Source organism: Rhizobium sp. YTU87027, from assembly GCF_050644135.1.
Taxonomy (GTDB): Bacteria; Pseudomonadota; Alphaproteobacteria; order Rhizobiales; family Rhizobiaceae; genus Rhizobium.
The window spans coordinates 1,086,649-1,110,132 of the sequence record NZ_CP098440.1 but is presented as its reverse complement, the minus strand read 5'-3'; the positions used below and the strand labels follow the sequence as shown (position 1 = coordinate 1,110,132).

The following is a 23,484-nucleotide window of genomic DNA, read 5'->3' as shown; positions in this document are numbered from 1 at the left end:
ATCGGATGAGGCTAGGCGGCTCCGCGTTCCTTCTTCATTTCATTCCTCATGATGAATAGCGACGCTCCAAGGATCAGTATCGCTCCCAACCAGAGATAACCCGTTGGGGCATAGCCAAAAACCAACCAGCCGGCGACAACATTGAGGGGCAGCTTGAGATCGTCGAAGGGCTGGATGTAAGCGGCATCGGCCGTTGAATAGGCAAGTGTCAAGAAATACTGCGCCATCACGGTCAGGAGGCCTGCCGCAACAAAAAGCACGAGCGTCATACCGGATGGGATGCTGAAGCCCGCCGCCACCGCCAGTCCACCGTTGATGGGTGTCAGGAGGGCGAGCAACCAGACGGTGATGGTCTCCGGTCGCTCGACGCCAGTAAGGCTCTTGGTGATCAACGATGAGGCGCCCCAGAGAAGGGCCGAGAGGATCGGCAACAGCGCGGCCCAACTGAAGCTATCCGACCAGGGCTGCAGAATGATCATCGCTCCCAGGAAGCCGGTGGCGGTCGCCGCCCATCGCGCCGGGCCGATATATTCACCAAGGAAGATGCGGGCACCCATGATGATGAAGAACGGAGACGTCATAACCAGAGCGATTGCCTGCCAGATCGGCACGGACGCCAGCCCAGCGACCCAGGTCGTCACGCCAAATGCCGCCAAGGCGACACGCACGATGTGACGCCAGGCATAGCGCGTCCTCATAGCTCCAAGGCCGACGCGCCGAAGAAAGGGCAGCGAGAAGAGCAGAGCAAAAGCATATTGCCAGAAGGCTGCCGAAGCGGAGGGAAAAGCGAGCGTCATCGTCAGCCATTGCGTGATGACATTGAGAATCGAGAAGGCGATGCCCGCAGCGATCATCCACGCAGCACCGACCATAGCTCGCGGGGCAGAGAATGTAGGGGAAGTCTGATTCATGTCTTTCTTTCCGAAACCAACACAAATCAGGACGCATGAGCGCGAACCGCAGCGAGGACGGATTCCGCCCTCGCCCGCACCGCTCATTCTCTTTCATCCGGACTGTAACCGTCGGCTCCGGAATTGCACCGGATCTGCTGACCCTTTCGGCACCGGCCAAAAGGTGCTCGCGGGCTTGAGCCGAGACTCTTACCGCCGGTGGGGACTTTCGCCCCGCCCTGAGAACAACCATTTCGTAAGATATACCTCGCGTGCCGACAAGTCCGCGAAATGCAAAAAGGGTTCGGCCATGGCCGAACCCTTCGAAACTTGCACCGCCGGCCTCGTTGCCCGGCCGCCAAGCAAATTGGTATCAGCCGTTGACGGCGTCCTTCAGGCCCTTGCCGGGCGTGAACTTCGGCACGTTGCGAGCCGGAATATCGACTTCTGCGCCGGTGGACGGGTTGCGGCCCTTCGTGGCAGCGCGATGGGAAACGGTGAAGCTACCGAAACCAGCGAGGCGAACGTCGCCCTTGCCCTTCAGTTCGGCCTGGACAACTTCGAAAACAGCGTCAACTGCGGAAGCAGCATCGGTCTTCGAGAGTCCTGCCTTTTCAGCAACTGCGGACACGAGTTCATTCTTGTTCATGTTTCCACCCCTTTCTAAATGGTTCGAAACGACTCAAATCTATAAGCCAGGCACAGAATAGAGTTCATCAGGCCCGCCGCACCCCAAAGACCCTGCAAATCAAGGAAATGCAAGAGTCTGCGTGCCAATTTCACAAAAAAAGGCTGGCGAAAACGCCAGCCTTTTCAGGGTTTTTAAGCAATTGGGCGCGAATGTGGCAAACAAGGCTCAGTGAGCTATGGTTGCACCCGTTTCGTCGAGCCCTTCGACCGTTGCAATGACCGGCGTTTCCACCGTGCCATCCCACTCGATCGCCTCCGGTCTACGGATCAGCGCATGCTTGATCACCTCGCCCATACGGGACACCGGGATGATCTCCATGTTGTTCTTCACGTTATCCGGAATCTCCGCCAGATCCTTGGCGTTTTCTTCCGGAATCAGCACCTTCTTGATGCCGCCGCGAAGCGCTGCAAGCAGCTTTTCCTTCAGACCACCGATCGGCAGAACGCGACCGCGAAGGGTGATTTCACCCGTCATCGCCACGTTCTTGTCGACCGGAATACCGGTCATGATCGAGACGATCGCGGTTGCCATCGCGACACCGGCCGACGGACCATCCTTCGGTGTAGCACCTTCCGGCACGTGCACGTGGATGTCGCTCTTGTCAAAGCGAGGCGGCTCGATGCCGAAATCGACAGCGCGCGAGCGGACATAAGACGCCGCCGCCGAGATCGATTCCTTCATGACTTCCTTCAGGTTGCCGGTCACGGTCATCCGACCCTTGCCCGGCATCATGACGCCTTCGATCGTCAGCAGTTCGCCGCCGACTTCCGTCCAGGCCAGACCGGTGACGACACCGACCTGATCCTCGCGTTCGGCTTCGCCGTGGCGGAAGCGCGGAACGCCCAGATAGTCGTCGATGTTTTCGGCGGTCACATGAACCGACTTCGTCTTGCCCTTGATGATCTCGGTGACCGCCTTGCGGGCGAGTTTCATCAGTTCGCGTTCGAAGTTACGAACACCGGCTTCCCGGGTGTACTGCTGGCTGATCGCCATCAGGGCATCGTCGCTGACCGAGAATTCACTCGGCTGCAGCGCATGTTCCTTGATGGCCTTCGGCAGCAGGTGCCGCTTGGCGATCTCGCGCTTTTCGTCTTCGGTGTAGCCGGCAATACGGATGACTTCCATGCGATCCATCAAAGGCGCAGGGATGTTCAGCGTGTTCGCCGTCGTGATGAACATCACGTCCGACAGGTCGTATTCGACTTCCAGGTAGTGATCCATGAAGGTCGAGTTCTGAGCCGGATCCAGCACCTCGAGCAGTGCCGACGACGGATCGCCGCGGAAATCCTGGCCCATCTTGTCGATTTCATCGAGCAGGAAGAGCGGGTTGGACTTCTTCGCCTTCTTCATCGACTGGATGACCTTGCCGGGCATCGAACCGATGTAAGTGCGGCGGTGACCGCGGATTTCAGCTTCGTCACGAACGCCGCCAAGCGCCATACGGACATATTCGCGGCCGGTCGCCTTGGCGATCGACTGAGCGAGCGAGGTCTTGCCGACGCCGGGAGGGCCGACGAGGCACAGGATCGGACCCTTGATCTTGGTCGCACGAGCCTGAACAGCCAGATACTCGACGATGCGCTCCTTGACCTTGTCGAGACCGAAGTGATCGGCTTCGAGGATCTTTTCGGCGTTGTTGAGATCCGACTTGATCTTCGACTTCTTGCCCCACGGAATGCCGAGCAGCCAGTCGAGGTAGTTGCGGACAACGGTCGCCTCGGCCGACATCGGGCTCATCTGCCGCAGCTTCTTCAGCTCGGCATCGGCCTTTTCGCGGGCTTCCTTGGACAGTTTCGTCTTGGAGATGCGCTCTTCCAGTTCGGCCATCTCGTCGCGGCCTTCCTCGCCGTCGCCGAGCTCCTTCTGGATCGCCTTCATCTGTTCGTTCAGGTAGTACTCGCGCTGGGTTTTCTCCATCTGGCGCTTGACGCGCGAGCGGATGCGCTTCTCGACCTGAAGGACCGAGATTTCGCCTTCCATGAAGCCGAGCGCCTTTTCGAGGCGTGCCTTGACGCTGGTGGTCTCCAGCATCTCCTGCTTCTCGGTGATCTTGATCGACAGGTGCGAAGCGACCGTGTCGGCGAGCTTCGAGTAGTCGTCGATCTGACTGGCGGCGCCAACGACCTCAGGCGAGATCTTCTTGTTGAGCTTTACGTAGCTCTCGAATTCCGACACGACCGAGCGGCTGAGCGCTTCGAGTTCGACCGGATCGTCATGCGGCTCTTCGAGAACGTGACCAAGGGCTTCGTAAAAGTCCTCACGATCGGTGTAAGCATCGATCTCGGCGCGTGCGCGACCTTCGACCAGAACCTTGACGGTGCCATCAGGCAGCTTCAGCAGCTGCAATACGTTGGCGACCGTACCGACATTGTGAATGGCAGATGGCTCCGGATCGTCATCGCTCGCATTGATCTGCGTAACGAGCATGATCTGCTTGTCCGATCCCATGACCTCCTCAAGCGCACGGATCGACTTCTCGCGGCCGACGAATAGCGGCACGATCATATGCGGGAAGACGACGATGTCGCGCAGGGGCAAAACCGGATATGCAATGCTCGCAACTGACGTTTTCTTCGTCATTTTATTTCCTTTCCATCGTCCCGTTTCCGGGCTCTTCTGGCGCGGCCACTAGAACCGGCCGCACTCCACTTGAGACAACAAGTGGAGGTTCTGACTATGCTTTTCAAGCTGCGCCATGGCCGGTGCCCCCTGGACATGACAGCTATGCGACAACGGAACACCTTCACTCTGGAGCGCCTGGCTTGGCCGGCGCTTACCACTTCCGCGCCGGCTAACACACAAGGCCGAAACACACCAACGGAATCATTCCATAATTGCCACGGACGTGGGAATCCGCAACCGTAACAGAGGCGCTTTCAGACCTCTTTAGCAAGATTTATCAGGCTCGTGCACTGGTTTTGAAATAGAAAGGGGCCTGCCAACGGCAAGCCCCTTAAATTCACGGTTCGTATCGTAAAGATATCTCTAATGCCTCACGCCGAAGCGTTGGCCTTCTCATCCTGACGATCGGCATAGATGTAAAGCGGACGGGCGGAGCCACGGGCCACTTCCTCGGAGATGACGACCTCTCGAACGCCTTCCAGCGCCGGCAGTTCGAACATCGTGTCGAGCAGGATCTTTTCCATGATCGAGCGAAGGCCGCGAGCACCGGTCTTGCGAACAATCGCCTTGCGGGCAATCTCGCGAAGAGCGTCCTCGTGGAAGGTCAGTTCCACGTCTTCCATCTCGAACAGGCGCTGGTACTGCTTGATCAGGGCGTTCTTCGGCTCGGACAAGATCTGGATCAGCGCATCCTCGTCGAGATCCTCGAGCGTCGCCAGAACCGGCAGACGACCAATGAACTCGGGAATGAGGCCGAACTTAACCAGATCTTCCGGCTCCAGCTCGCGCAGGACTTCGCCGACACGGCGGTCGTCCGGAGCCTTGACGGTCGCGCCGAAGCCAATCGAGGTCTTCTCGCCGCGGGCGGAGATGATCTTGTCGAGGCCCGCGAATGCGCCGCCGCAGATGAACAGGATATTCGTGGTATCGACCTGCAGGAATTCCTGCTGCGGATGCTTGCGGCCTCCCTGCGGCGGCACCGAAGCGACCGTGCCTTCCATGATCTTCAGAAGCGCCTGCTGAACGCCCTCACCCGACACATCGCGCGTGATCGACGGGTTGTCGGACTTACGCGAAATCTTGTCGACTTCGTCGATGTAGACGATGCCGCGCTGAGCACGCTCGACGTTGTAGTCGGCGGCCTGCAGCAGCTTCAGGATGATGTTTTCCACGTCTTCACCGACATAGCCGGCTTCCGTCAGCGTCGTCGCATCGGCCATGGTGAAGGGAACGTCGATGATGCGAGCGAGCGTCTGGGCAAGATACGTCTTGCCGCAACCGGTCGGGCCGACCAGCATGATGTTCGACTTCGCCAGTTCGACTTCGCTGTTCTTCGTGGCATGCGCGAGGCGCTTGTAATGGTTGTGAACGGCGACCGACAGGATCTTCTTCGCCTGGCGCTGGCCGATGACGTATTCGTCAAGAACCTTGATGATGTCCTGGGGCGTGGGAACGCCATCACGGGACTTGACCATCGAGGACTTGTTCTCTTCGCGAATGATGTCCATGCACAATTCGACGCATTCATCGCAAATGAAAACCGTCGGCCCGGCAATCAGCTTCCGGACTTCGTGCTGGCTCTTTCCGCAGAAGGAGCAGTACAGGGTGTTTTTAGAGTCGCCGCCGTTGCTGCCGCTGACCTTGCTCATATCACTTTCCTTCCAGCACGCCGCATTTCAAGGTGAAAATACGGTCCACTCATTGGCCTGCTCCACGCTTGGAGCCCCAGCCGGCCAAGGCCGTTAAGGGGTACGAACCGGTCCAAACTAAGCTGTCCTGGCTCCGGCGGCAACGAATTCCCCTTCGACTGCCGATGCTATGTCATAAAAATTCAAACATAGCATTAATACTTGAGATTGCCGCACCCGCCACCGGGTTTCTTCCCTTGTTCGATCACAAATGAGATAGAACTGTGGCGGATACAACACCATCCCTACTTCTCACTAGGCGGCATCGCCTTCCATCTCGACGCGAGATGTCAGGACCTTGTCGATGACACCCCAGGTCTGAGCCTCGTCCGCATCCATGAAGTGGTCGCGGTCGAGGGTCTTTTCGACTTCCTCGTAGGTGCGGCCGGTATGTTTGACGTAAACTTCATTGAGGCGGCGCTTCATCTTCAGAATATCGCGGGCGTGCCGCTCGATATCCGATGCCTGGCCCTGGAAGCCGCCTGATGGCTGATGCACCATGATACGGGAATTCGGGGTGGCAAAGCGCATGTCCTTGTGACCGGCGGCCAGAAGTAGCGAGCCCATGGAAGCGGCCTGCCCGATGCAGAGCGTCGAGACCGCAGGCTTGATGAACTGCATCGTGTCGTAGATCGCCATACCGGCAGTAACGACGCCACCCGGCGAGTTGATGTAGAGCGCGATTTCCTTCTTCGGGTTCTCGGCCTCGAGGAAGAGGAGCTGGGCGCAGACGAGCGTCGCCATGTGATCCTCGACCGGGCCAGTCAGGAAGATGATGCGTTCCTTGAGCAGGCGCGAATAGATGTCGTAGGAGCGTTCACCGCGATTGGTCTGTTCCACGACCATCGGCACGAGTGCCATAGCGGTATCGACTGGGTTTCTCATGTGCGTCCTTTGTCAACGTCTGCCGGCTATGGCCGGGAATCAAAGAAAATGCCTTATCCCTACATAGAGCTTCCCTGCCCTCCTCTTCAAGACGCGCTGATGGATAACGTTAAGAGGGGCAGGCGCAAGGCGAACAACTTTTCGCCCGATATGGGCTCATTCCTGCAAATAGCTTCGAAGAGCGAGCGTCGAGCGCGCTCCCGCACAGCTTTTGTCAATGGCAGGATGAACGAATTCTGAATCCGGTTGCGACTGCGCTGCGTTTACAGACCAGAAAGCCTAACGACAATTCGGCACAAAAATGCACCGACGGGCCAGGCGCAATTAATGAAGTTGCCAGTTTCTTCCGAAAGAATACGCGCAATGCAAGGGGTATTGCCGTGTTCAATGTTACGACAGGATTAGCCATTTGGTGCTCGGAAGCCATGACGCTCGCGCTGGTAGCGTTCATGGCCTGGCGCCACGATGTCCGAAACAAGGCCTATTTCTATTGGGGAATGGGGTTTCTTCTGAGTGGCGTGGGCTTTGCGATGGTTGCGCTGCGCGGGCAGATACCCAGCATTCTCTCCATCGAGATCGGCAACATGATCGCGCTATCTGGGCAAAGCGCGTGGGTTGCCGGGTATCTCGCGCTTGATCGTCGCAGACTCGAATGGTGGGCATTGCTGCCGCCCCTCGTGTGGCTGGGCGGCGTCTTCCTGCCGTGGGTCAACGACGACTACACCAATCGCGTCATTCTCTACAACCTGGCCTCAGCCACCGGCGCGACGGCGCTAGCAATGGCAGTCTGCATGGCCGGCCAGCGCAACGAGGCCTCGAGAAGCAAACTGGGCGCTATCTTTGTGATCCAGAGCCTCCTGTGCTTCGGTACGGCAATGGCAATGGCGGTCATCGGCGTCACCGACGCGGAAGCCGCCAACCTCGCGGGCGCCGCGGCAATGGCTACAGGCTTCCTGCTGACCTTGGCGTGCGCCCTCACCTGCCTCGTCATCATGGAACGCTCGGAGAAGCATCTTCGCATGCTCAGCCTCACCGATTCCCTGACGAGCGTCTTGAACCGGCGTGGCCTTTTCGGACGGTTCGATACCATTCAGGAGAGCGCATTCAACAATAATCGCCAGATCGCCGTGCTGCTCTTCGATCTCGACCACTTCAAGCGCGTCAACGATCGGTTCGGACACCAGGCTGGCGACATCGTACTGACGGTTTTTGCACGTATGGCCCGGCAATTCGTACCCGCCGGAGCCTTCGGCCGGATGGGCGGCGAGGAGTTTGCAGCTTTCGCGACAGTAGCCGACCAGACCGAGGCTGAAGCCCTCGCGGAATCAATTCGCGCCGAATTCTGCCGGGTTCCGGTGAGCACCGGCGACGCGATCATTCCGGTCACGGTTAGCACCGGTGTTGCCCTCGCCTCGGCCATCGAAGCCAACAGGGACAAGCTGGTTTCGGCGGCCGATCGCGCGTTGTATGCCGCCAAGGCAGCCGGCCGCAACTGCACAGTCATCTTCGGTGAGGCCGAAGCCGCGGCTCCGCCGCCTCCGCAGCCGGATCAAACAAGTGGCGAGCTTGTCCCAACACTCGACGACCAAATTCACGCACTTCGCCGGGTCGGATCACTGTCCAGAGGTTGACCCATCTTTTCGAGGCTTGGCAAATCCGCTAAGCCTCGAAACATGATGATCCCACGTTTTCTTTCCATCGACACCACGACACGCCACGTCTCCCTGGACGCAAGCAATCCAGCCTTCTACAGCGATCCGAACACCGTCTACGCCGCTTTGCACGCGCACTGTCCCACATTCTATTGGGAGCAGCAGAAGCAGTGGTTCTTCACAGGCTACGACCACGTCAACAGCCTGCTGCGCGATCGTCGTTTCGGCCGCCAGATCCTGCACATCGCAAGCCGCGAAGAACTCGGCCTTCCCGAGCCGGACCAGCATGTCGCGAACTTCGACCTCGCTGAACGATACTCCTTGCTTGAACTGGAGCCGCCTGAGCACACGCGCCTGCGAACGCTCGTCAATCGCGCTTTCGTCTCCCGCCACGTGGAGAGGATGAAGCCAGAGCTTGCCGAGCTTGCCAACAAGCTCATTGACGGCTTCGAGAAGGACAACGAAGTCGAGCTGCTTTCAGCATTTGCCGACATTATTCCGGTGACGATGATTGCCCGCATGATCGGCATTCCGGAGGAAATGGGACCGCATCTCCTGAAGTGGTCCCATGCCTACATCCGCATGTATCTCTTCGGTCGCACCCGCGAGGATGAGGATGGTGCTGAACGGGCTGCGAAGGAGTTTTCCGACTATGTAAAGACTGTCATCGCCGAGCGCCGCGCCAACCCACGGGACGACCTTCTGACGCACATGATCCATACCGAGCACAAGAGCCAGTATTTGACCGAGGACGAACTCGTTTCGACGACGATCGTCCTGCTCAATGCCGGTCATGAGGCGACGGTCCACCAGATCGGCAATTCGGTGCGCATCATCCTGGACAGCGGGCGCGATCCGGCCGATCTTTTCAAGGACGAGGCCACGACCGAACGAACCGTTGAAGAGTCCCTGCGCATCTGCGCACCGGTTCACATTTTCCAGCGCTGGGCGTTGGAGCCGGTTGAGATCGACGGTATTTCATTCAAGCGAGGCGACAAGGTCAGTCTCATTCTGGCCGCCGCCAATCTCGACCCGGCAAAGTTCAGCGATCCGCTCGCCTTCAGGCCTGACCGCAACGAGGCTCCAAATCTCTCCTTTGGCGCTGGCATCCACTTCTGCATTGGGGCACCGCTGGCCCGGCTTGAGCTCAACGTCGTCCTGCCAATTCTCTTCGAGCGGTTGCCGGGGTTGAGGCTTGCCCGGACACCCGTCGTGAAAGACGTTTATCACTTCCACGGATTGGATCGACTGGATCTCGCTTGGTAAGCCGTCTATGAAAAGGTCCGCGCCCCAGGGAGCGCGGACCTTTCTGTCACATTTCCTGTGTCTTGCGGTGAAGCGTTATTCCGCAGCCTGCAGAGCAAGCACGCCGTCTGCCGGTTCCTGCGGCAACTTGCCGGCCATCGCAGCAGCAAACTTCGTCTGGTCAAGCTCATTTTCCCATCGGGCGACGACGACCGTCGCAACCGCGTTGCCGACAAAATTCGTCAGTGCGCGGCATTCCGACATAAAGCGGTCGATGCCGAGGATCAGCGCCATGCCGGCAACGGGGACCGACGGCACGACCGAGAGCGTTGCGGCGAGCGTGATGAAGCCGGCGCCGGTGATGCCGGCAGCGCCCTTGGAGCTCAACATCGCAACCAGCAGAAGCAGGATCTGGTCGGCCAGGGTCAGCGGCGTATCCGTCGCCTGCGCGATGAAGAGGGCCGCGAGCGTCATATAGATGTTCGTGCCGTCCAAGTTGAAGGAATAGCCCGTCGGAATGACGAGACCGACGACGGAGCGCTTGCAGCCCGCCTGTTCCATCTTGGCCATGAGACCGGGAAGTGCTGCTTCCGAAGAAGACGTGCCGAGCACCAGCAGCAATTCTTCCTTGATGTAGCGGATCAGCGCCAGGATCGAAAAACCGTTGTAGCGGGCGACGGCGCCGAGAACGACGAGAACGAAGAGCAGCGATGTCAGGTAGAACGTCCCGATCAGCATTGCCAAGTTCGCAATGGAGCCGATGCCGTATTTGCCGATCGTGAAAGCCATGGCACCGAAAGCGCCGATTGGAGCAGCTTTCATCAGGACCGCCACCAGCTTGAAGACGGGTGCCGTCAGGGCCTGCAGAAAATCCACGACCGGGCGTCCGCGATCACCGACCATGGCAAGCGCGATGCCGAACAGGACGGAGAAGAACAACACCTGAAGAATGTCGCCGTCGGCAAAGGCTCCCACGATCGTGTTCGGAATAATGTTCATCAGGAAGCCGGTGACCGTCGCGTCATGAGCCTTCGCCGCGTAACTTTCCACGGCCTTGGCATCCAGCGTCGCCGGATTGATATGCATGCCGGCACCCGGCTGGATGACGTTGGCGACCAGCAGACCGACCGCCAGTGCCAGCGTTGAAAAGACGAGGAAGTATAGCATTGCCTTGCCGGCAACGCGTCCGACCTTCTGCAGATCCGACATGCCGGCGACGCCGGTCGCGACGGTCAAGAAGATGACCGGGGCGATGATCATCTTGACGAGCTTGATGAAAGCGTCGCCGAGTGGCTTCAGAGAAGTGCCGATGTCGGGATAGAAATGACCGAGCAGGATGCCAGCACAGATGGCGGCAAGAACCTGCACGTAGAGAAGCCGATAGAAGGGAACCTTGCCGCGCGGCTGCGCGACTGGAATTGCAGCACCCATGATGTCCTCCATGTGCCCCAAAACCAAAGGTGGCCTCCCGGGGCGATTGCGTTACCAAGTCAACAGCTCACGCGGCTGTTTGAGAAGGCATTGCAACATGCGTGCCAAGTTGCGGTATTCATATTAAGCATTTGATTAATAATATCTTTGTCGAATTTACCTCGTCGCACATTGGAGGATTTGCGCGCATTTTCGCACAAATTGATTTGACGAAAGTGCGAAATTACGCACAAAATGAATAATGCTGCAGTCTCCTTCGACATCAGGTTTCAGCTCCGGTTACCGCGCCGGCCAGCGTATACGGCGAGCGTGGATTCTGTTTGCCTCCGTTTCGGCGGTATTGATGCTTGCCGCGCTGTTTGGCGCCACCGTCTATGGGCGCCGCTCCGCCGTTGACACGATTGCAAGCCAAAGCCGAACCGACGCGAGCCTCAAGGTCGCGCTCCTCAACGCAGTGTTGGAAAGACCGCGCGCTCTGCCTCTGCTTCTTGCCGAGGACCAACAGGTTCTCGATGCCCTGTCCTCGAAAAGTAGCGATGCGATCGACATATTGAACCGGAAGCTCGAGCGGCTCGTCACGGGAACGCAGGCCGCCGTGCTCTACGTCATCGGTCCCAACGGCATCGCCGTCTCCTCCAGCAATTGGCGGGAGCCCATCAGCTTTGTCGGCAACGACTACACCTTCCGCGACTACTTCAGAAAGGCGATGGACGACGGAACTGCCGAGCACTTTGCCCTCGGCAGCGTGAGCAAGCGTCCTGGCCTCTATATTTCGCGCCGCGTGGGCAGCGCAGCGGCACCACTTGGCGTCGTGGTTGTCAAGTTTGAATTTGATCAGCTTGAAAGCGATTGGCGCGATACGCACCGCCCTGTTTATGTCACCGACGATCGCGGCGTGGTTCTGATTACCAGCATTCCCTCCTGGCGTTTCATGATGAACAGGCCCGTGCCGGAGGCCGACCTCGCCGCCATCCGCAACAGTCTGCAGTTCGGCGACGCGCCGCTTGCGACTTTGCCGATCATGCGCCCTCAGCCGATCGACGCCGACGCTGCGCTTGTCGCCGCTGTTCTTCCCGGCAGTGGCGAGGGCCAGTATTTGCGCCTTTTGACACCCGTCCCGACCACTCCGTGGCATCTCGAATACCTTGTACCGACCGACGCGCCGGTCGCGGCGTCGGTTCGTGAAATGCGACTGCTGTCGCTGGCCGTCCTTCTGCCGCTTCTTGCGATCGCGGCCTTTCTTTTGTGGAGACGTCAGGCGGCAGCAACAAAGATCGCTGAAGAACAGGCCATGCGTGAGGAGCTAGAACGACGTGTCATCGCGCGAACCGACGATCTCAGCCGGGCACGCGACCGTTTGCAGGCCGAAATTTCCGATCACAGAGAAACTGAAGCGAGACTTCAGATCGTCCAGCAAGAGCTGGTGCAGGCGAACCGGCTTGCGATCCTGGGTCAGGTCGCGGCAGGCGTCGCGCATGAGATCAACCAACCCGTCGCAACCATACGCGCTTACGCGGACAATGCCCGCGTCTTTCTGGAGCGCAAGCAAACGACTCCCGTCGACGAAAACCTCGAAGCGATCGCCAGCCTCACCGAGCGGATTGGCGCAATTACCGACGAATTGAAGGCGTTCGCGCGCAAAGGCCGTGTAGCACCAGAGCCCGTTGAATTGCGTGGCGTTATCGATGGGGCGGTGGTTCTGCTGAAAAGCCGATTTGCCGGCCAGCTGGAGGCGCTCCACATCCGCCCGCCCCCTGCAGGGCTATGTGTGCTTGGCAACCGGATCAGGCTTGAGCAGATTCTGATCAACCTGTTCCAAAACGCCTTAGAAGCCCTTGATGGGCGGGCCGATGCCGGGGTCGACGTCTCGGTGAGCGAGACGGACGATGAGGCTGCGATCAAGGTCGCCGACAATGGTCCGGGTATTTCGCCCGTCATCCTGAAGTCGCTTTTCACCCCGTTCAACACCTCTAAGGAAGGAGGCCTGGGCCTGGGCCTCGTGATTTCCAAGGACATCGTGGCAGACTACGGCGGCCGCATCGACGTAACCAGCGATGGAACAGGAACCTGCTTTACAGTGCATTTGCGGAAGGCCAGAGCATGAACGACGTGACGCCGATCTTTCTCGTCGACGACGACAGAGACCTGCTGCGGGCAACCAAGCAGACGCTCGAACTCGCCGGCTTCGCGGTTTCCGCCTTTTCCGACGCCGGCGAAGCGTTGGCGGCATTGAACTCGGATTTCGCGGGCGTTCTCGTTTCCGATATCCGTATGCCTGAGATCGATGGCTTGCAGCTCTTCAGCCGCGTGCGACAGCAAGACGAGGACCTGCCGGTCATTCTAGTCACCGGCCACGGCGACATTCCGATGGCAGTGAAAGCCATGCAGGATGGCGTTTACGACTTCATCACGAAACCCTTTGCGACAGACCGGCTCATCCAGAGCGTTCGGCGCGCTGCCGAAAAGCGCCGCCTCGTGATGGAGAACCGGTCTTTGCGGAAAGCGACCGAACAGGCGCGTGACGACCTGCCGCTGATCGGACAGACACCGGCGATGGAACGGCTGCGGCACACCTTGCGGCAGATTGCCGATACGGATGTTGATGTTCTCCTGACAGGTGAGACCGGCAGCGGCAAGGAAGTGGTGGCAAGCCTATTGCACCGCTGGAGCCGACGCGCAGCAGGCAATTTCGTGGCGCTCAACTGCGGAGCGCTGCCTGAAAGCGTCGTTGAAAGCGAGCTGTTCGGTCACGAGCCTGGCGCCTTTACCGGCGCTCAGAAGAAGCGCGTCGGGCGCATCGAACATGCCAGCGGCGGCACGCTCTTTCTGGACGAGATCGAGAGCATGCCGCCGGCAACGCAGGTACAGATGTTGCGCGTGCTCGAAATGCGCGAGGTGACGCCGCTTGGCACGAACGAGGTCCGGCCGGTCGATCTGCGCGTCGTTGCCGCCTCCAAGATCGATCTCAGCGATGCCCGCCAACGTGGCGACTTCCGCGAGGATCTATACTATCGGCTCAACGTCGTGACGATCTCTATCCCGCCACTCAAGGAGCGCCGGGACGACGTTCCACTTCTTTTCGGCTACTTCGCCGAGCGCGCCGCGAGCCGCTTCAAGCGCGACGTGCCTGCTATTCCCTCATCCGTCCATCGCCACCTGCGGGAATATGACTGGCCGGGCAACGTTCGCGAACTGTCACATTTCGCAGAGCGATTTGTCCTCGGCGTCGGCCACATCTCGGACCAAGCTCCTGCAGCAGCACCTGTGACGGACGAAACCGTGTCGCTGCCGGACCGGCTGGAGCGATACGAGGCCCACATTATTCGCGAAGCGCTAAACGCTAATGACGGCGACGTGCGTCGTACCATTGCGGAGCTCGGTATTCCCAGGAAGACATTCTACGACAAGCTGCAGCGCCATGGCATCGTCCGCAGCGATTTCGCGTCTTCTTCCGACAGGAGTTAGGTTTATCGCAAGCGGGGCCGGGCGAGCGAACGACCTTTCAGCACCGCTTCTCAGCCTTGTGCGGCGCTGAAATCAGAATCTGATGACATAGTCCTTGCGAGTCGTTTCAACGACTTCCCAGGTTCCCTTGAAGCCAGGCTTGAGGATCATGCGATCGCCCGCCCGAAGATGCACGGCATCGCTGCCATCTTCCGTCACGATCGAGTATCCCGAAAGCACGCTGAAATACTCCCACTCTTCATAGGCGATGCGCCACTTGCCGGGCGACGCCTCCCATATGCCGGAATAGAGGCCGCCATCGGCCTGCTCCAAGTTCCAGGTCGTAAACTGCGGGGCGCCGGCAAGCACGCGGTCGGCTGGCGGGGCGCCGAACTCGGGTTCGACGTCGTTGATGTCAAAGGTCAGATAGTTGGCCATGTCCCCTCAGATCTTCGCCAGCGACTGCTCAAGATCGGCGATGATATCCCTTACGTCCTCGATGCCGACCGAAAGGCGAACGACGTCGGGGCCCGCACCGGCGGCGATCCTTTGTTCGTCCGTCAATTGCCGGTGCGTGGTCGACGCGGGATGGATCACGAGCGAACGCGTATCGCCGATGTTGGCGAGATGCGAGAACAGCTCCAGTCCCTCGACCAGCGTCTTGCCCGCCTCGTAGCCGCCCTTGACGCCGAAGGTGAAGACGGAACCCGCCCCCTTCGGCGAATAGCGCTGCTGCAGTGCATGGTTCGGGTCATCCTCGAGGCCCGCATAGTTCACCCAGGCGATCTTGCTGTGCATCCTCAACCACTTTGCGACAGCGATCGCGTTGTCACTGTGGCGCTGCATGCGCAGGGGCAGCGTTTCGATTCCCGTCAAAATCAGGAACGCATTGAAGGGCGAGATCGCCGGACCGAGATCGCGCAGGCCGAGCACGCGGCAAGCAATGGCGAAAGCAAAATTGCCGAAGGTCGAATGCAGGACCACGCCGTTATATTCGTGCCGCGGGCTGGACAGCATCGGATAGTTGCCGGACTTCGACCAATCGAAGGTTCCACCATCGACAATGATGCCGCCCATCGAATTACCATGGCCGCCGAGGAATTTCGTCAGCGAATGCACGACGATATCGGCACCGTGTTCGATCGGTCGGATGAGATAGGGGCTGGCCATGGTGTTGTCGACGATCAGCGGCAGGCCGTGCTTGTGCGCAACCGCGGCGATCGCGGCAATGTCGACGAACGTGCCGCCAGGATTGGCGAGGCTCTCGATGAAGATTGCCCGCGTCTTGTCATCGATCTGGCTTTCGAAGCTCGCAGGGTCGGCGGAGTCTGCCCAGCGGACCTGCCAGCCGAAATTATCGAAGGCGTGGCCGAACTGGTTGATCGAGCCCCCGTAGAGCCGCTTCGCGGCCACGAAGTTTTCGCCGGGGCGCATGAGCGTGTGAAAGACGATCACCTGCGCCGCATGGCCGGACGCAACGGCAAGCGCCGCAGTGCCGCCCTCAAGTGCCGCGACCCGCTCTTCGAGCACGGCCTGCGTCGGGTTCATGATGCGGGTGTAGATGTTGCCGAACTGCTGCAAGCCGAAAAGCGCTGCAGCGTGATCAGAATCATTAAATACATAAGCCGTCGTCTGATAGATTGGCGTGGCGCGCGCGCCAGTCGCGGGATCAGGCTGCGCTCCCGCATGGACTGCCAACGTATTGAAACCCGGACCGTTCTTGGCCATGAAGCCCTCCCATTCAGCGTGATCGAATGGCGGCGAGCATAACGAACAACCGTGAAAAGTTAATCGCGTTCCATTTCAACCCAGGCACGTTATTTGGAAAATCCAACCTGTCAGTCGACAAGCCGAGGATACTCGATTGCCGGGCAGCGATCCATGACGACCTTGATGCCGGCCACCTCTGCTCTTGCGGCAGCCGCATCATCGCGCACACCGAGCTGCGCCCATATCACCTTGGGTTGCGGGTTCATCGCCAACGCCTCCTCGACGACGCCAGACAGATATTCCGAGGCCCGGAAGATCTCGACCATGTCGACCGGTCCAGGCACGTCGGCAAGCCGGGCGTAAACCGTTTGGCCATGAATCTGCTTGCCAGCCTGGCCTGGATTCACCGGGATGACCTTGTATCCGCGCGACAACAGATAACCCATGACGCCATTACTCGGTCGCGCGGGATTCGGCGACGCTCCGGTCAGCGCAATAGTTTTCACGGAACGCAAAATATCGAGGATGTAGTCATCCTCATACCTGTCATGATTCAAGGGCTTCGCCTCCGATAACTATCGCATTTATTTCGCAGTTCATTGAAACCTGCAGTTAGTTTCGGCGTATATAGGAATTGGGACGCCGAAGGAGGATGTTGCCATGAAAAAATTGGTCGTCGTGATCGCCTTCGTTATGACCGCCTCCCCGGCGCTGGCTATTTCTCGATACAACTCGCTCTCGATGAGCTGCCAGGCTGCACGCGCAGCGATTCACAACGAGGGCGCCGTAATTCTCCGGTATCCGTCGACGCGGGTGAGCGGGATGACACTATTCGACCGCTACATTCGCAACAGCAATTATTGCGACCCCAACAAATACGCCGAATGGACAACCATCCCGACAAAGGACAATCCAAGGTGTCGTGTTCTGAATTGTCAGAATATAGACAACCTGGACAGGATGTTTATCATTCCGTATTACTCGCTGTAAAAGCGCACTCCTGCCATACCAAATCGTGACCCACGGGCTTTACCGACGCAACAGTGCGCGCCGCGGAGATCCGCCTGAGCGGTGGTTTCCGTGATGGCTTTGTCACACTCTTGTAAAATTCGATGAGACAGAGCCGCTAGAGCCATCAAAGTTCTATGTATATCCTGTATATGTCCACATTTGTTCTTGATCATGTTAGCAACTCCTCATAGTTGAATAAGCGGCCAGCAAATAAACACTTCTGGTGTACGTTCCTCTTTTTATAGGCTTGGGAGAGCAAGCATCCTTAGGTTGCTATAGGGCATGATTAAGCTCCGCTGCCTGGTCAAACGGGATTGCTTTTTGTCGGCAGCGGCGTAACAAGCATTTCGCCCGCTGTTTTCACACCGTCCGGTGGTCTTTTTGCCGATCCACGTCATTCTGCTCGTTCTGTTTGGTGCGCTGCTGCACGCGACATGGAACGCCATGATCAAGGCGGGCACTGACAAGTCGCTGGATGCCAGCTTGGTATCGGCAGGTGGCGCCGTTTGCGCCCTTCCGTTCCTGATATTCCTGCCATTGCCGAACTCGGCGGCGTGGCCGTTCATCGGCGCTTCGGCAGTCCTCCAGTTCGCGTATTTCCAGCTTGTTGCCGGCGCGTATCGCGCGGGAGACATCGGCCTCGTTTACCCCCTGATGCGCGGGTGCGCGCCGCTCCTGATTGCCGCCACCAGCGGTTTCATCCTGAACGAAACGCTGTCAGTGGGCGCCCTCGTTGGCACGATGACGATCTGCGCCGGTATTCTGACTCTAGCCTTCGAGGCGCGAAAAGGCGGTGGCCATGCGATCCGGTTGGCGCTCGCCAATGCGTGTGTGATTGCGACCTACACCTATGTCGACGGCGTCGGCGCCCGCATCTCCGGCAATGCGGTGTCGTATACGCTGTGGATGTCGCTGCTGCCGCCGGTATTGCTCTTCACATGGGCGATCTCCAAGCGGGGCGCGGTCGCCGTCGCCGCGCATGTCCGCTATAATTGGTGGCGCGGTCTGATTGGTGGCGGCGGATCGATCGCGTCCTACGGCCTCGCACTTTGGGCGATGACCAAGGCGCCGGTCGCGACCGTTGCCGCGCTGCGCGAGACGTCGATCCTCTTCGCCCTGCTGATCTCGGTCATCGTTTTGAAGGAAAAGGCCAGCCCGTGGCGCTATCTCGCCGGCGCAATCATCGCGCTCGGCGGGCTGATCCTCAAACTCGGCTAGCTATTCGCCCGTCCACTGCGGCATGCGCTTCGAAAGGAAGGCTCCGATCCCCTCTTCGGCATCGGCCGTCAGCATATTATCGACCATGACCTGAGCCGCGTAACTGTAGGCTTCCTCGATCGGCATTTCGAGCTGACGGTAGAAAGCCTCCTTGCCGATCTTCAGCGTCAGCGGCGATTTGCTTGCGATGATGGACGCATATTTGGTGACGACCTGCGTCAGATACTGCTTCGGGACGATGCGGTTCACCAAACCGAAATCCTTGGCGGTAGAGGCGTCGATCGTCTCGCCGGTGAGCAACATTTCCATCGCCTGTTTGCGATGCGCCGCTCGCGAAACCGCCACCATCGGCGTCGAACAGAACAGGCCGATATTGACGCCTGGTGTGCAGAAGGTTGCCGTATCGGTGCAGATCGCAAGGTCGCAGGAAGCGACGAGCTGGCAGCCGGCAGCCGTTGCGAGCCCATCGATCTCAGCGATAACGGGCTTCGGCAGGCGCGTGATCTCGAGCATGAGATCAGCGGCCAACGCGAAGGTTTCTTCGAAGAATGCCTCGCCGCCGTCCTCGTCGGCGCGATGTGCGGTCAATTCCTTGAGGTCGTGGCCGGCAGAAAAGACATTGCCGGTCGATGCGATGATGACCACGCGAACGGCAGCGTCTTCAGCGGCGCTCTGGAGTTCGCCGATCAGGGTTTCCATGACGGCGATCGAGAGTGCATTTGCAGGCGGATTGCTGAGCGTCAGCCGCAGGATGCCGTCGCTCAACTGCGGGATGACGAGCGCGCCCTCGCCCGCTTTGTTTGGGTCCTTTCGAAAGGATACGACTTCGGCCATGGTCTAACTCCCTGCATTGCTTTTCCGTGCTAATTGTTCTGCCACAGACGACAAGCAATTTCGAGGCGAACTCATGCAGCCGATCATGACGATCGACGAGCTCCACCGTTTTCTGGATACGGACTTTCCGCAGATTCACACGGATGGGCGGGTGTTCACGATTACCGAAATCAGACCCGGCAGCGTCTCGATGCGGCTCGACCCAAGCGAGAGGCATTTGCGCCCTGGAGGCACCGTCTCCGGCCCTGCCCTCTTTGCCTTGGCTGATGTAACGGCCTACGCGGCGGTACTCGCCCATATCGGGCCTGTCGCGTTGGCCGTAACCACCAATCTCAACATCAATTTCCTGCGCCTGCCGAAGCTCAGGCCAACTACCTGTATCTGTAGGATTCTGAAGCTTGGCAAGCGGCTCGCCGTCATCGACGCCTCGATTTTTCAGGAGAATGCAGACGAGTTGATCGCCCACGCGACCGCGACTTACTCCATTCCCCCCGCACGAAATATGAGGTATCAAAATACCACATATCCAACACATTGATTTTGCACACGTATTTTTGCATGTCGGCAATCTGATATTATTGACCAAGCCGCCCTTTGCCTTTATACACACCGCCAGAAACGCAGCCTTTCCGGGCTGCTTTCTTTTTGGTGTGTCTTCGGGCAGCCAAACCAAGCAACAAGAAACGCCCTCTCGCCTTCGGGCCGAGGGATCCAAAAGAGAGTAACAATTATGGCAACCTTCTCCCAGAAGCCTGCAGAGGTGGAGAAGAAGTGGGTCATCATCGACGCCGAAGGGCTCGTCGTTGGTCGTCTCGCTTCCATCATCGCTATGCGCCTGCGCGGCAAGCACAAGGCAACCTTCACGCCCCACGTTGACGACGGCGACAACGTCATCGTCATCAACGCCGACAAGGTCGTATTCACCGGCAAGAAGTACTCCGACAAGGTGTATTACTGGCACACCGGTTATGCCGGCGGTATCAAGGAGCGTACCGCTCGCCAGATCATCGAAGGCCGCTTCCCGGAGCGCGTTCTCGAGAAGGCTGTTGAGCGCATGGTTCCGCGCGGCCCGCTCGGCCGTCGTCAGATGAAGAACCTCCGCGTCTACGCTGGTTCCAACCATCCTCATGAAGCACAGCAGCCTGTCGTTCTCGACGTCGCCAAGCTGAACAAGAAGAACGTAAGGAGCGCCTAAGAATGGCTGACCTCTCCTCCCTGAAGGATCTCGGCTCGTCCGAAGCAGCTGCTGCTCCGGTTCACGTCCGCAAGGTCGACTCGCTTGGCCGTTCCTACGCGACCGGCAAGCGCAAGAACGCTGTTGCCCGCGTATGGGTCAAGCCGGGTTCCGGCAAGATCATCGTCAACGGCAAGGAATTCGCGGAATACTTCGCACGCCCGGTTCTGCAGATGATTCTGCGTCAGCCGATCGTCGCTGCTGCCCGTGACGGCCAGTTCGACATCGTTGCAACGGTTGCTGGCGGCGGCCTCTCCGGCCAGGCCGGTGCCGTTCGTCACGGTCTTTCCAAGGCTCTCACCTACTTCGAGCCGGGCCTGCGCTCGGTCCTGAAGAAGGGTGGCTTCCTGACCCGCGACAGCCGCGTTGTTGAACGTAAGAAGTACGGTAAGGCCAAGGCCCGCCGTTCGTTCCAGTTCTCCAAGCGTTAATCGCTACCGGAATACGGAATTGCGAAGGCCGGGCTTTTGCCCGGCCTTTTCTTTTGGCGAGCGCTTGAAGCGGCTCGTTCCGTTGCCAATTCTACCGCATTCCACGCGCTTCACGCGCATGCCAAGGGAGGCGGGAATGACCAAGCGGGCAATTTACGTCGAACTGAAAGCAAGGTCCGGCAAGGAAGAAGAAGTGGCGGCGTTCTTGAAAAGTGCAAAGTCACTTGTTGAACAGGAACCCGGTACGGTGGCGTGGTTTGCCATTCGCTATGACCAGAGCACATTCGCCATCTTCGATGCTTTCGATGACGAGGCAGGCCGACAGGCGCATTTGAACGGCAAGGTGGCCGCAGTGTTGATGGCCCGAGCAGAAGAACTGCTTTCCGAGGCCCCGCAACTGAGGACTCCAGAAGTGCTGGCCGACAAATTGCCGGGCTAAACCAACTTGGCCAAGCGACCGGCACCACTTTGCCCTTTCGGTTTGAAATTCGTTTCTGGTAGGCATAGCGGACCAACACTCTCGAGGAGCATCACTTGGCCAACAAGTCGATCGACCACGCATTCACGGCAGCGAGCCTTACATCGGCAGCCAGCGATCCGACCTTCGCCGGAGCGCTATCGTTCATGCGTCGCCGCTTCACGAAGGACCTGACCGGCGCCGATGCGGTCGTTTGGGGCATCCCCTTCGATGCTGCGACATCCAATCGGCCGGGAACACGGTTCGGGCCGCAGGCGATACGGCGCGCGTCGGCGATCTTCGACAACGACCCGCAGTACCCCTTCAACCGCGATCTTTTTGCAGAGATGGCCGTCATCGACTACGGCGACTGCCTGCTCGACTATGGCAATCACCACGAGACGCCCGCGGCAATCGAGCGGCAGGCCAAGACCATTGTCGACAGCGGCGCCTTCATGCTGACCCTTGGAGGCGACCACTTCGTCACCTGGCCAGTCCTCAAGGCGCATGCGGCTAAGCATGGACCGCTTGCACTCGTCCAGTTCGACGCCCACCAAGACACCTGGTTCGACGACAACAGGCGGATCGACCATGGCTCCTTCGTGGCACGGGCTGCGCGAGACGGCATCATCGATCCGGATCGGTCGATCCAGATCGGCATCCGCACCCACGCCCCCGAGGATTTCGGTATTCATATTCTCTATGGTCATCAGCTTGAAGAGATGAGTGCAGGCGATATTGCCTCGACAATCATTTCTCACACCCGCGGCGCGCCAGCCTATCTGACCTTCGATATCGATTGCCTTGATCCCGCCTATGCGCCGGGCACCGGTACGCCCGTGTCCGGCGGTCCCTCAAGCGCCAAGATCCTCTCCGTGCTGCAGCGTCTGCATCAGCTCGATATCAGGGGTGCCGACGTCGTCGAGGTCTCACCGGCCTACGACCATGCCGATATCACCGCCATTGCGGGGGCGACGGTCGCGATGTATATGCTTGGCCTGCATGCCGAGCGCCGCGCGAGCGTGTCACAAGGCTGACTCATCCTTCTTACAAAGTGATTCCGGACTTCTTTCTAACCTATTGAAAGTGTGAGCAAGACAATGGCACCGAAGATCTTCATCGATGGCGAACACGGCACGACGGGCTTGCAGATCCGCACGCGCATGGCCGGCCGTCGCGATGTCGAGCTTCTGTCGATCCCGGAAGCGGAGCGTCGCAACGCGGCGATGCGCGAGGACATGTTGAACGGCGCCGATATCGCCATCCTCTGCCTGCCGGACGACGCTTCGAAGGAAGCGGTGCAGATCGTCTCCGGCAACAACAACGTACGGGTGATCGACACCTCCACGGCGTTCCGCGTCAATCCTGGCTGGGCCTATGGCTTTGCGGAGATGGACAAGGCGCAGGCGGACAAGATAAAGTCGGCACGCTTCGTTGCCAATCCGGGCTGCTATCCGACCGGTGCGATCGGCCTCATTCGGCCGCTGCGCGCTGCCGGCATCCTGCCGGACGGCTATCCGGTCACGGTCAATGCAGTCTCCGGCTATACCGGCGGCGGCAAGCAGATGATCGCGCAGATGGAAGACCAGAGCCGCGACGATGCGATCAGCGCACCTCACTTCCTCTACGGCCTGACGCTGACGCATAAGCACGTGCCCGAGATGAAGATTCACGGCCTGCTCGATCGTGCACCAATCTTCTCGCCCTCGGTCGGAAAGTTCCCGCAGGGCATGATCGTTCAGGTGCCGCTGTATCTCGATGATCTTGCCGAAGGGACGACGCATGAAAGCATCCACGCTGCTCTCGTGGCCCACTACGCGGGTCAGGACATCGTGACAGTCGTACCGCTGGAAGAGAGCAGCAAGCTGCCCCGCATCGATGCCGTCGAGCTCGCTGGTAAGGACACGATGAAACTCTTCGTGTTCGGCACGCCGGGCGCCTCGCAGGTCAACCTCGTAGCGCTGCTTGACAACCTCGGCAAGGGAGCTTCGGGCGCCGCTGTCCAGAACATGGACCTGATGCTCGCCTCGTAATCCCCGGA

General features: G+C 59.1%; 22 protein-coding genes and 1 riboswitch. Of the genes, 12 read left to right on the top strand and 10 right to left on the bottom strand.

The features are described 5' to 3' along the window. Positions 1 to 11: 11 nt before the first annotated feature. The 5 genes from NBG89_RS05595 to clpP all read right to left on the bottom strand — a co-directional run bounded on the left by NBG89_RS05595 (position 12) and on the right by clpP (position 6,776). A complete protein-coding gene (locus NBG89_RS05595) occupies positions 12 to 911 on the bottom strand; it encodes a DMT family transporter (protein WP_431322028.1) in 900 nt (299 codons plus the stop codon). 81 nt (positions 912 to 992) lie between these two features. Then, positions 993 to 1,141: riboswitch (FMN riboswitch) on the bottom strand. Between the two features lie 122 nt (positions 1,142 to 1,263). Beyond that, positions 1,264 to 1,539, bottom strand: coding sequence for a DNA-binding protein HupB (gene hupB, locus NBG89_RS05590; RefSeq protein ID WP_007531759.1), 276 nt, complete (start codon positions 1,537 to 1,539; stop codon positions 1,264 to 1,266). Between the two features lie 207 nt (positions 1,540 to 1,746). Then, a complete protein-coding gene (gene lon / locus NBG89_RS05585) occupies positions 1,747 to 4,161 on the bottom strand; it encodes an endopeptidase La (RefSeq protein ID WP_088691819.1) in 2,415 nt (804 codons plus the stop codon). A 413-nt stretch (positions 4,162 to 4,574) separates the two neighbouring features. Then, positions 4,575 to 5,852 (bottom strand): ATP-dependent Clp protease ATP-binding subunit ClpX, encoded by a 1,278-nt coding sequence (clpX, locus tag NBG89_RS05580; RefSeq protein WP_007792128.1) that lies wholly within the window; start codon positions 5,850 to 5,852, stop codon positions 4,575 to 4,577. 294 nt (positions 5,853 to 6,146) lie between these two features. Continuing rightward, positions 6,147 to 6,776: an ATP-dependent Clp endopeptidase proteolytic subunit ClpP gene (clpP, locus tag NBG89_RS05575; RefSeq protein WP_007792131.1), complete on the bottom strand. Its 630-nt coding sequence runs from the start codon at positions 6,774 to 6,776 to the stop codon at positions 6,147 to 6,149. Positions 6,777 to 7,201: 425 nt separating this feature from the next. On the opposite strand from clpP, the gene NBG89_RS05570 reads away from it, so the two are divergent. Next, positions 7,202 to 8,407 (top strand): GGDEF domain-containing protein, encoded by a 1,206-nt coding sequence (locus NBG89_RS05570; RefSeq protein ID WP_431322027.1) that lies wholly within the window; start codon positions 7,202 to 7,204, stop codon positions 8,405 to 8,407. 42 nt (positions 8,408 to 8,449) lie between these two features. Beyond that, complete coding sequence (locus NBG89_RS05565) at positions 8,450 to 9,694, top strand: cytochrome P450 (RefSeq protein ID WP_431322026.1); 1,245 nt, start codon at positions 8,450 to 8,452, stop codon at positions 9,692 to 9,694. Between the two features lie 75 nt (positions 9,695 to 9,769). Here NBG89_RS05565 and NBG89_RS05560 read toward each other — a convergent pair whose 3' ends face one another. Beyond that, positions 9,770 to 11,104, bottom strand: coding sequence for a dicarboxylate/amino acid:cation symporter (locus NBG89_RS05560; protein WP_431322025.1), 1,335 nt, complete (start codon positions 11,102 to 11,104; stop codon positions 9,770 to 9,772). Positions 11,105 to 11,345: 241 nt separating this feature from the next. On the opposite strand from NBG89_RS05560, the gene NBG89_RS05555 reads away from it, so the two are divergent. Continuing rightward, positions 11,346 to 13,208: a sensor histidine kinase gene (locus NBG89_RS05555; protein ID WP_431322024.1), complete on the top strand. Its 1,863-nt coding sequence runs from the start codon at positions 11,346 to 11,348 to the stop codon at positions 13,206 to 13,208. Continuing rightward, positions 13,205 to 14,569, top strand: a complete 1,365-nt coding sequence (locus NBG89_RS05550; RefSeq protein ID WP_431322023.1) for a sigma-54-dependent transcriptional regulator — start codon at positions 13,205 to 13,207, stop codon at positions 14,567 to 14,569. Before NBG89_RS05555 ends, NBG89_RS05550 begins: the two co-directional genes overlap by 4 nt. Positions 14,570 to 14,641: 72 nt before the next feature. On the opposite strand, the gene NBG89_RS05545 is transcribed toward NBG89_RS05550, so the two are convergent. The 3 genes from NBG89_RS05545 to NBG89_RS05535 form a co-directional block, all read right to left on the bottom strand. Next, on the bottom strand, positions 14,642 to 14,986 hold the full coding sequence (locus NBG89_RS05545) for a cupin domain-containing protein (RefSeq protein ID WP_431322022.1): 345 nt from the start codon (positions 14,984 to 14,986) through the stop codon (positions 14,642 to 14,644). A gap of 6 nt (positions 14,987 to 14,992) precedes the next feature. Next, positions 14,993 to 16,276, bottom strand: a complete 1,284-nt coding sequence (locus tag NBG89_RS05540; RefSeq protein WP_431322021.1) for an O-acetylhomoserine aminocarboxypropyltransferase — start codon at positions 16,274 to 16,276, stop codon at positions 14,993 to 14,995. 110 nt (positions 16,277 to 16,386) lie between these two features. Next, entirely contained in the window at positions 16,387 to 16,815 is a 429-nt protein-coding gene (locus NBG89_RS05535) for a CoA-binding protein (protein ID WP_431322020.1), read from the bottom strand. Between the two features lie 103 nt (positions 16,816 to 16,918). Between NBG89_RS05535 and NBG89_RS05530 the strand changes: the two genes are divergently transcribed. Continuing rightward, positions 16,919 to 17,248: a hypothetical protein gene (locus tag NBG89_RS05530; protein ID WP_088691812.1), complete on the top strand. Its 330-nt coding sequence runs from the start codon at positions 16,919 to 16,921 to the stop codon at positions 17,246 to 17,248. Between the two features lie 402 nt (positions 17,249 to 17,650). Next, positions 17,651 to 18,487 carry an EamA family transporter gene (locus tag NBG89_RS05525; RefSeq protein ID WP_431322019.1) on the top strand — a complete coding sequence of 279 codons (837 nt, stop codon included), beginning with the start codon at positions 17,651 to 17,653 and terminating at the stop codon, positions 18,485 to 18,487. On the opposite strand, the gene NBG89_RS05520 is transcribed toward NBG89_RS05525, so the two are convergent. Continuing rightward, positions 18,488 to 19,321, bottom strand: coding sequence for an enoyl-CoA hydratase (locus tag NBG89_RS05520; protein WP_431322018.1), 834 nt, complete (start codon positions 19,319 to 19,321; stop codon positions 18,488 to 18,490). 73 nt (positions 19,322 to 19,394) lie between these two features. Here NBG89_RS05520 and NBG89_RS05515 point away from each other — a divergent pair, with 73 nt between their 5' ends. The 6 genes from NBG89_RS05515 to argC all read left to right on the top strand — a co-directional run bounded on the left by NBG89_RS05515 (position 19,395) and on the right by argC (position 23,476). Further along, the gene (locus tag NBG89_RS05515; protein WP_431322017.1) at positions 19,395 to 19,859 is read left to right on the top strand and encodes a PaaI family thioesterase; all 465 of its coding nucleotides are present in this window, start codon (positions 19,395 to 19,397) and stop codon (positions 19,857 to 19,859) included. 192 nt (positions 19,860 to 20,051) lie between these two features. After that, positions 20,052 to 20,516, top strand: coding sequence for a 50S ribosomal protein L13 (gene rplM / locus NBG89_RS05510; RefSeq protein ID WP_007531725.1), 465 nt, complete (start codon positions 20,052 to 20,054; stop codon positions 20,514 to 20,516). A 2-nt stretch (positions 20,517 to 20,518) separates the two neighbouring features. Further along, the gene (gene rpsI, locus NBG89_RS05505) at positions 20,519 to 20,986 is read left to right on the top strand and encodes a 30S ribosomal protein S9 (RefSeq protein WP_088691809.1); all 468 of its coding nucleotides are present in this window, start codon (positions 20,519 to 20,521) and stop codon (positions 20,984 to 20,986) included. A gap of 136 nt (positions 20,987 to 21,122) precedes the next feature. Continuing rightward, the gene (locus NBG89_RS05500; RefSeq protein WP_431322016.1) at positions 21,123 to 21,425 is read left to right on the top strand and encodes a putative quinol monooxygenase; all 303 of its coding nucleotides are present in this window, start codon (positions 21,123 to 21,125) and stop codon (positions 21,423 to 21,425) included. A 95-nt stretch (positions 21,426 to 21,520) separates the two neighbouring features. Further along, positions 21,521 to 22,480 (top strand): agmatinase, encoded by a 960-nt coding sequence (gene speB / locus NBG89_RS05495; protein WP_431322015.1) that lies wholly within the window; start codon positions 21,521 to 21,523, stop codon positions 22,478 to 22,480. 63 nt (positions 22,481 to 22,543) lie between these two features. Then, the gene (gene argC, locus NBG89_RS05490) at positions 22,544 to 23,476 is read left to right on the top strand and encodes an N-acetyl-gamma-glutamyl-phosphate reductase (protein ID WP_431322014.1); all 933 of its coding nucleotides are present in this window, start codon (positions 22,544 to 22,546) and stop codon (positions 23,474 to 23,476) included. Positions 23,477 to 23,484 lie beyond the last annotated feature (8 nt).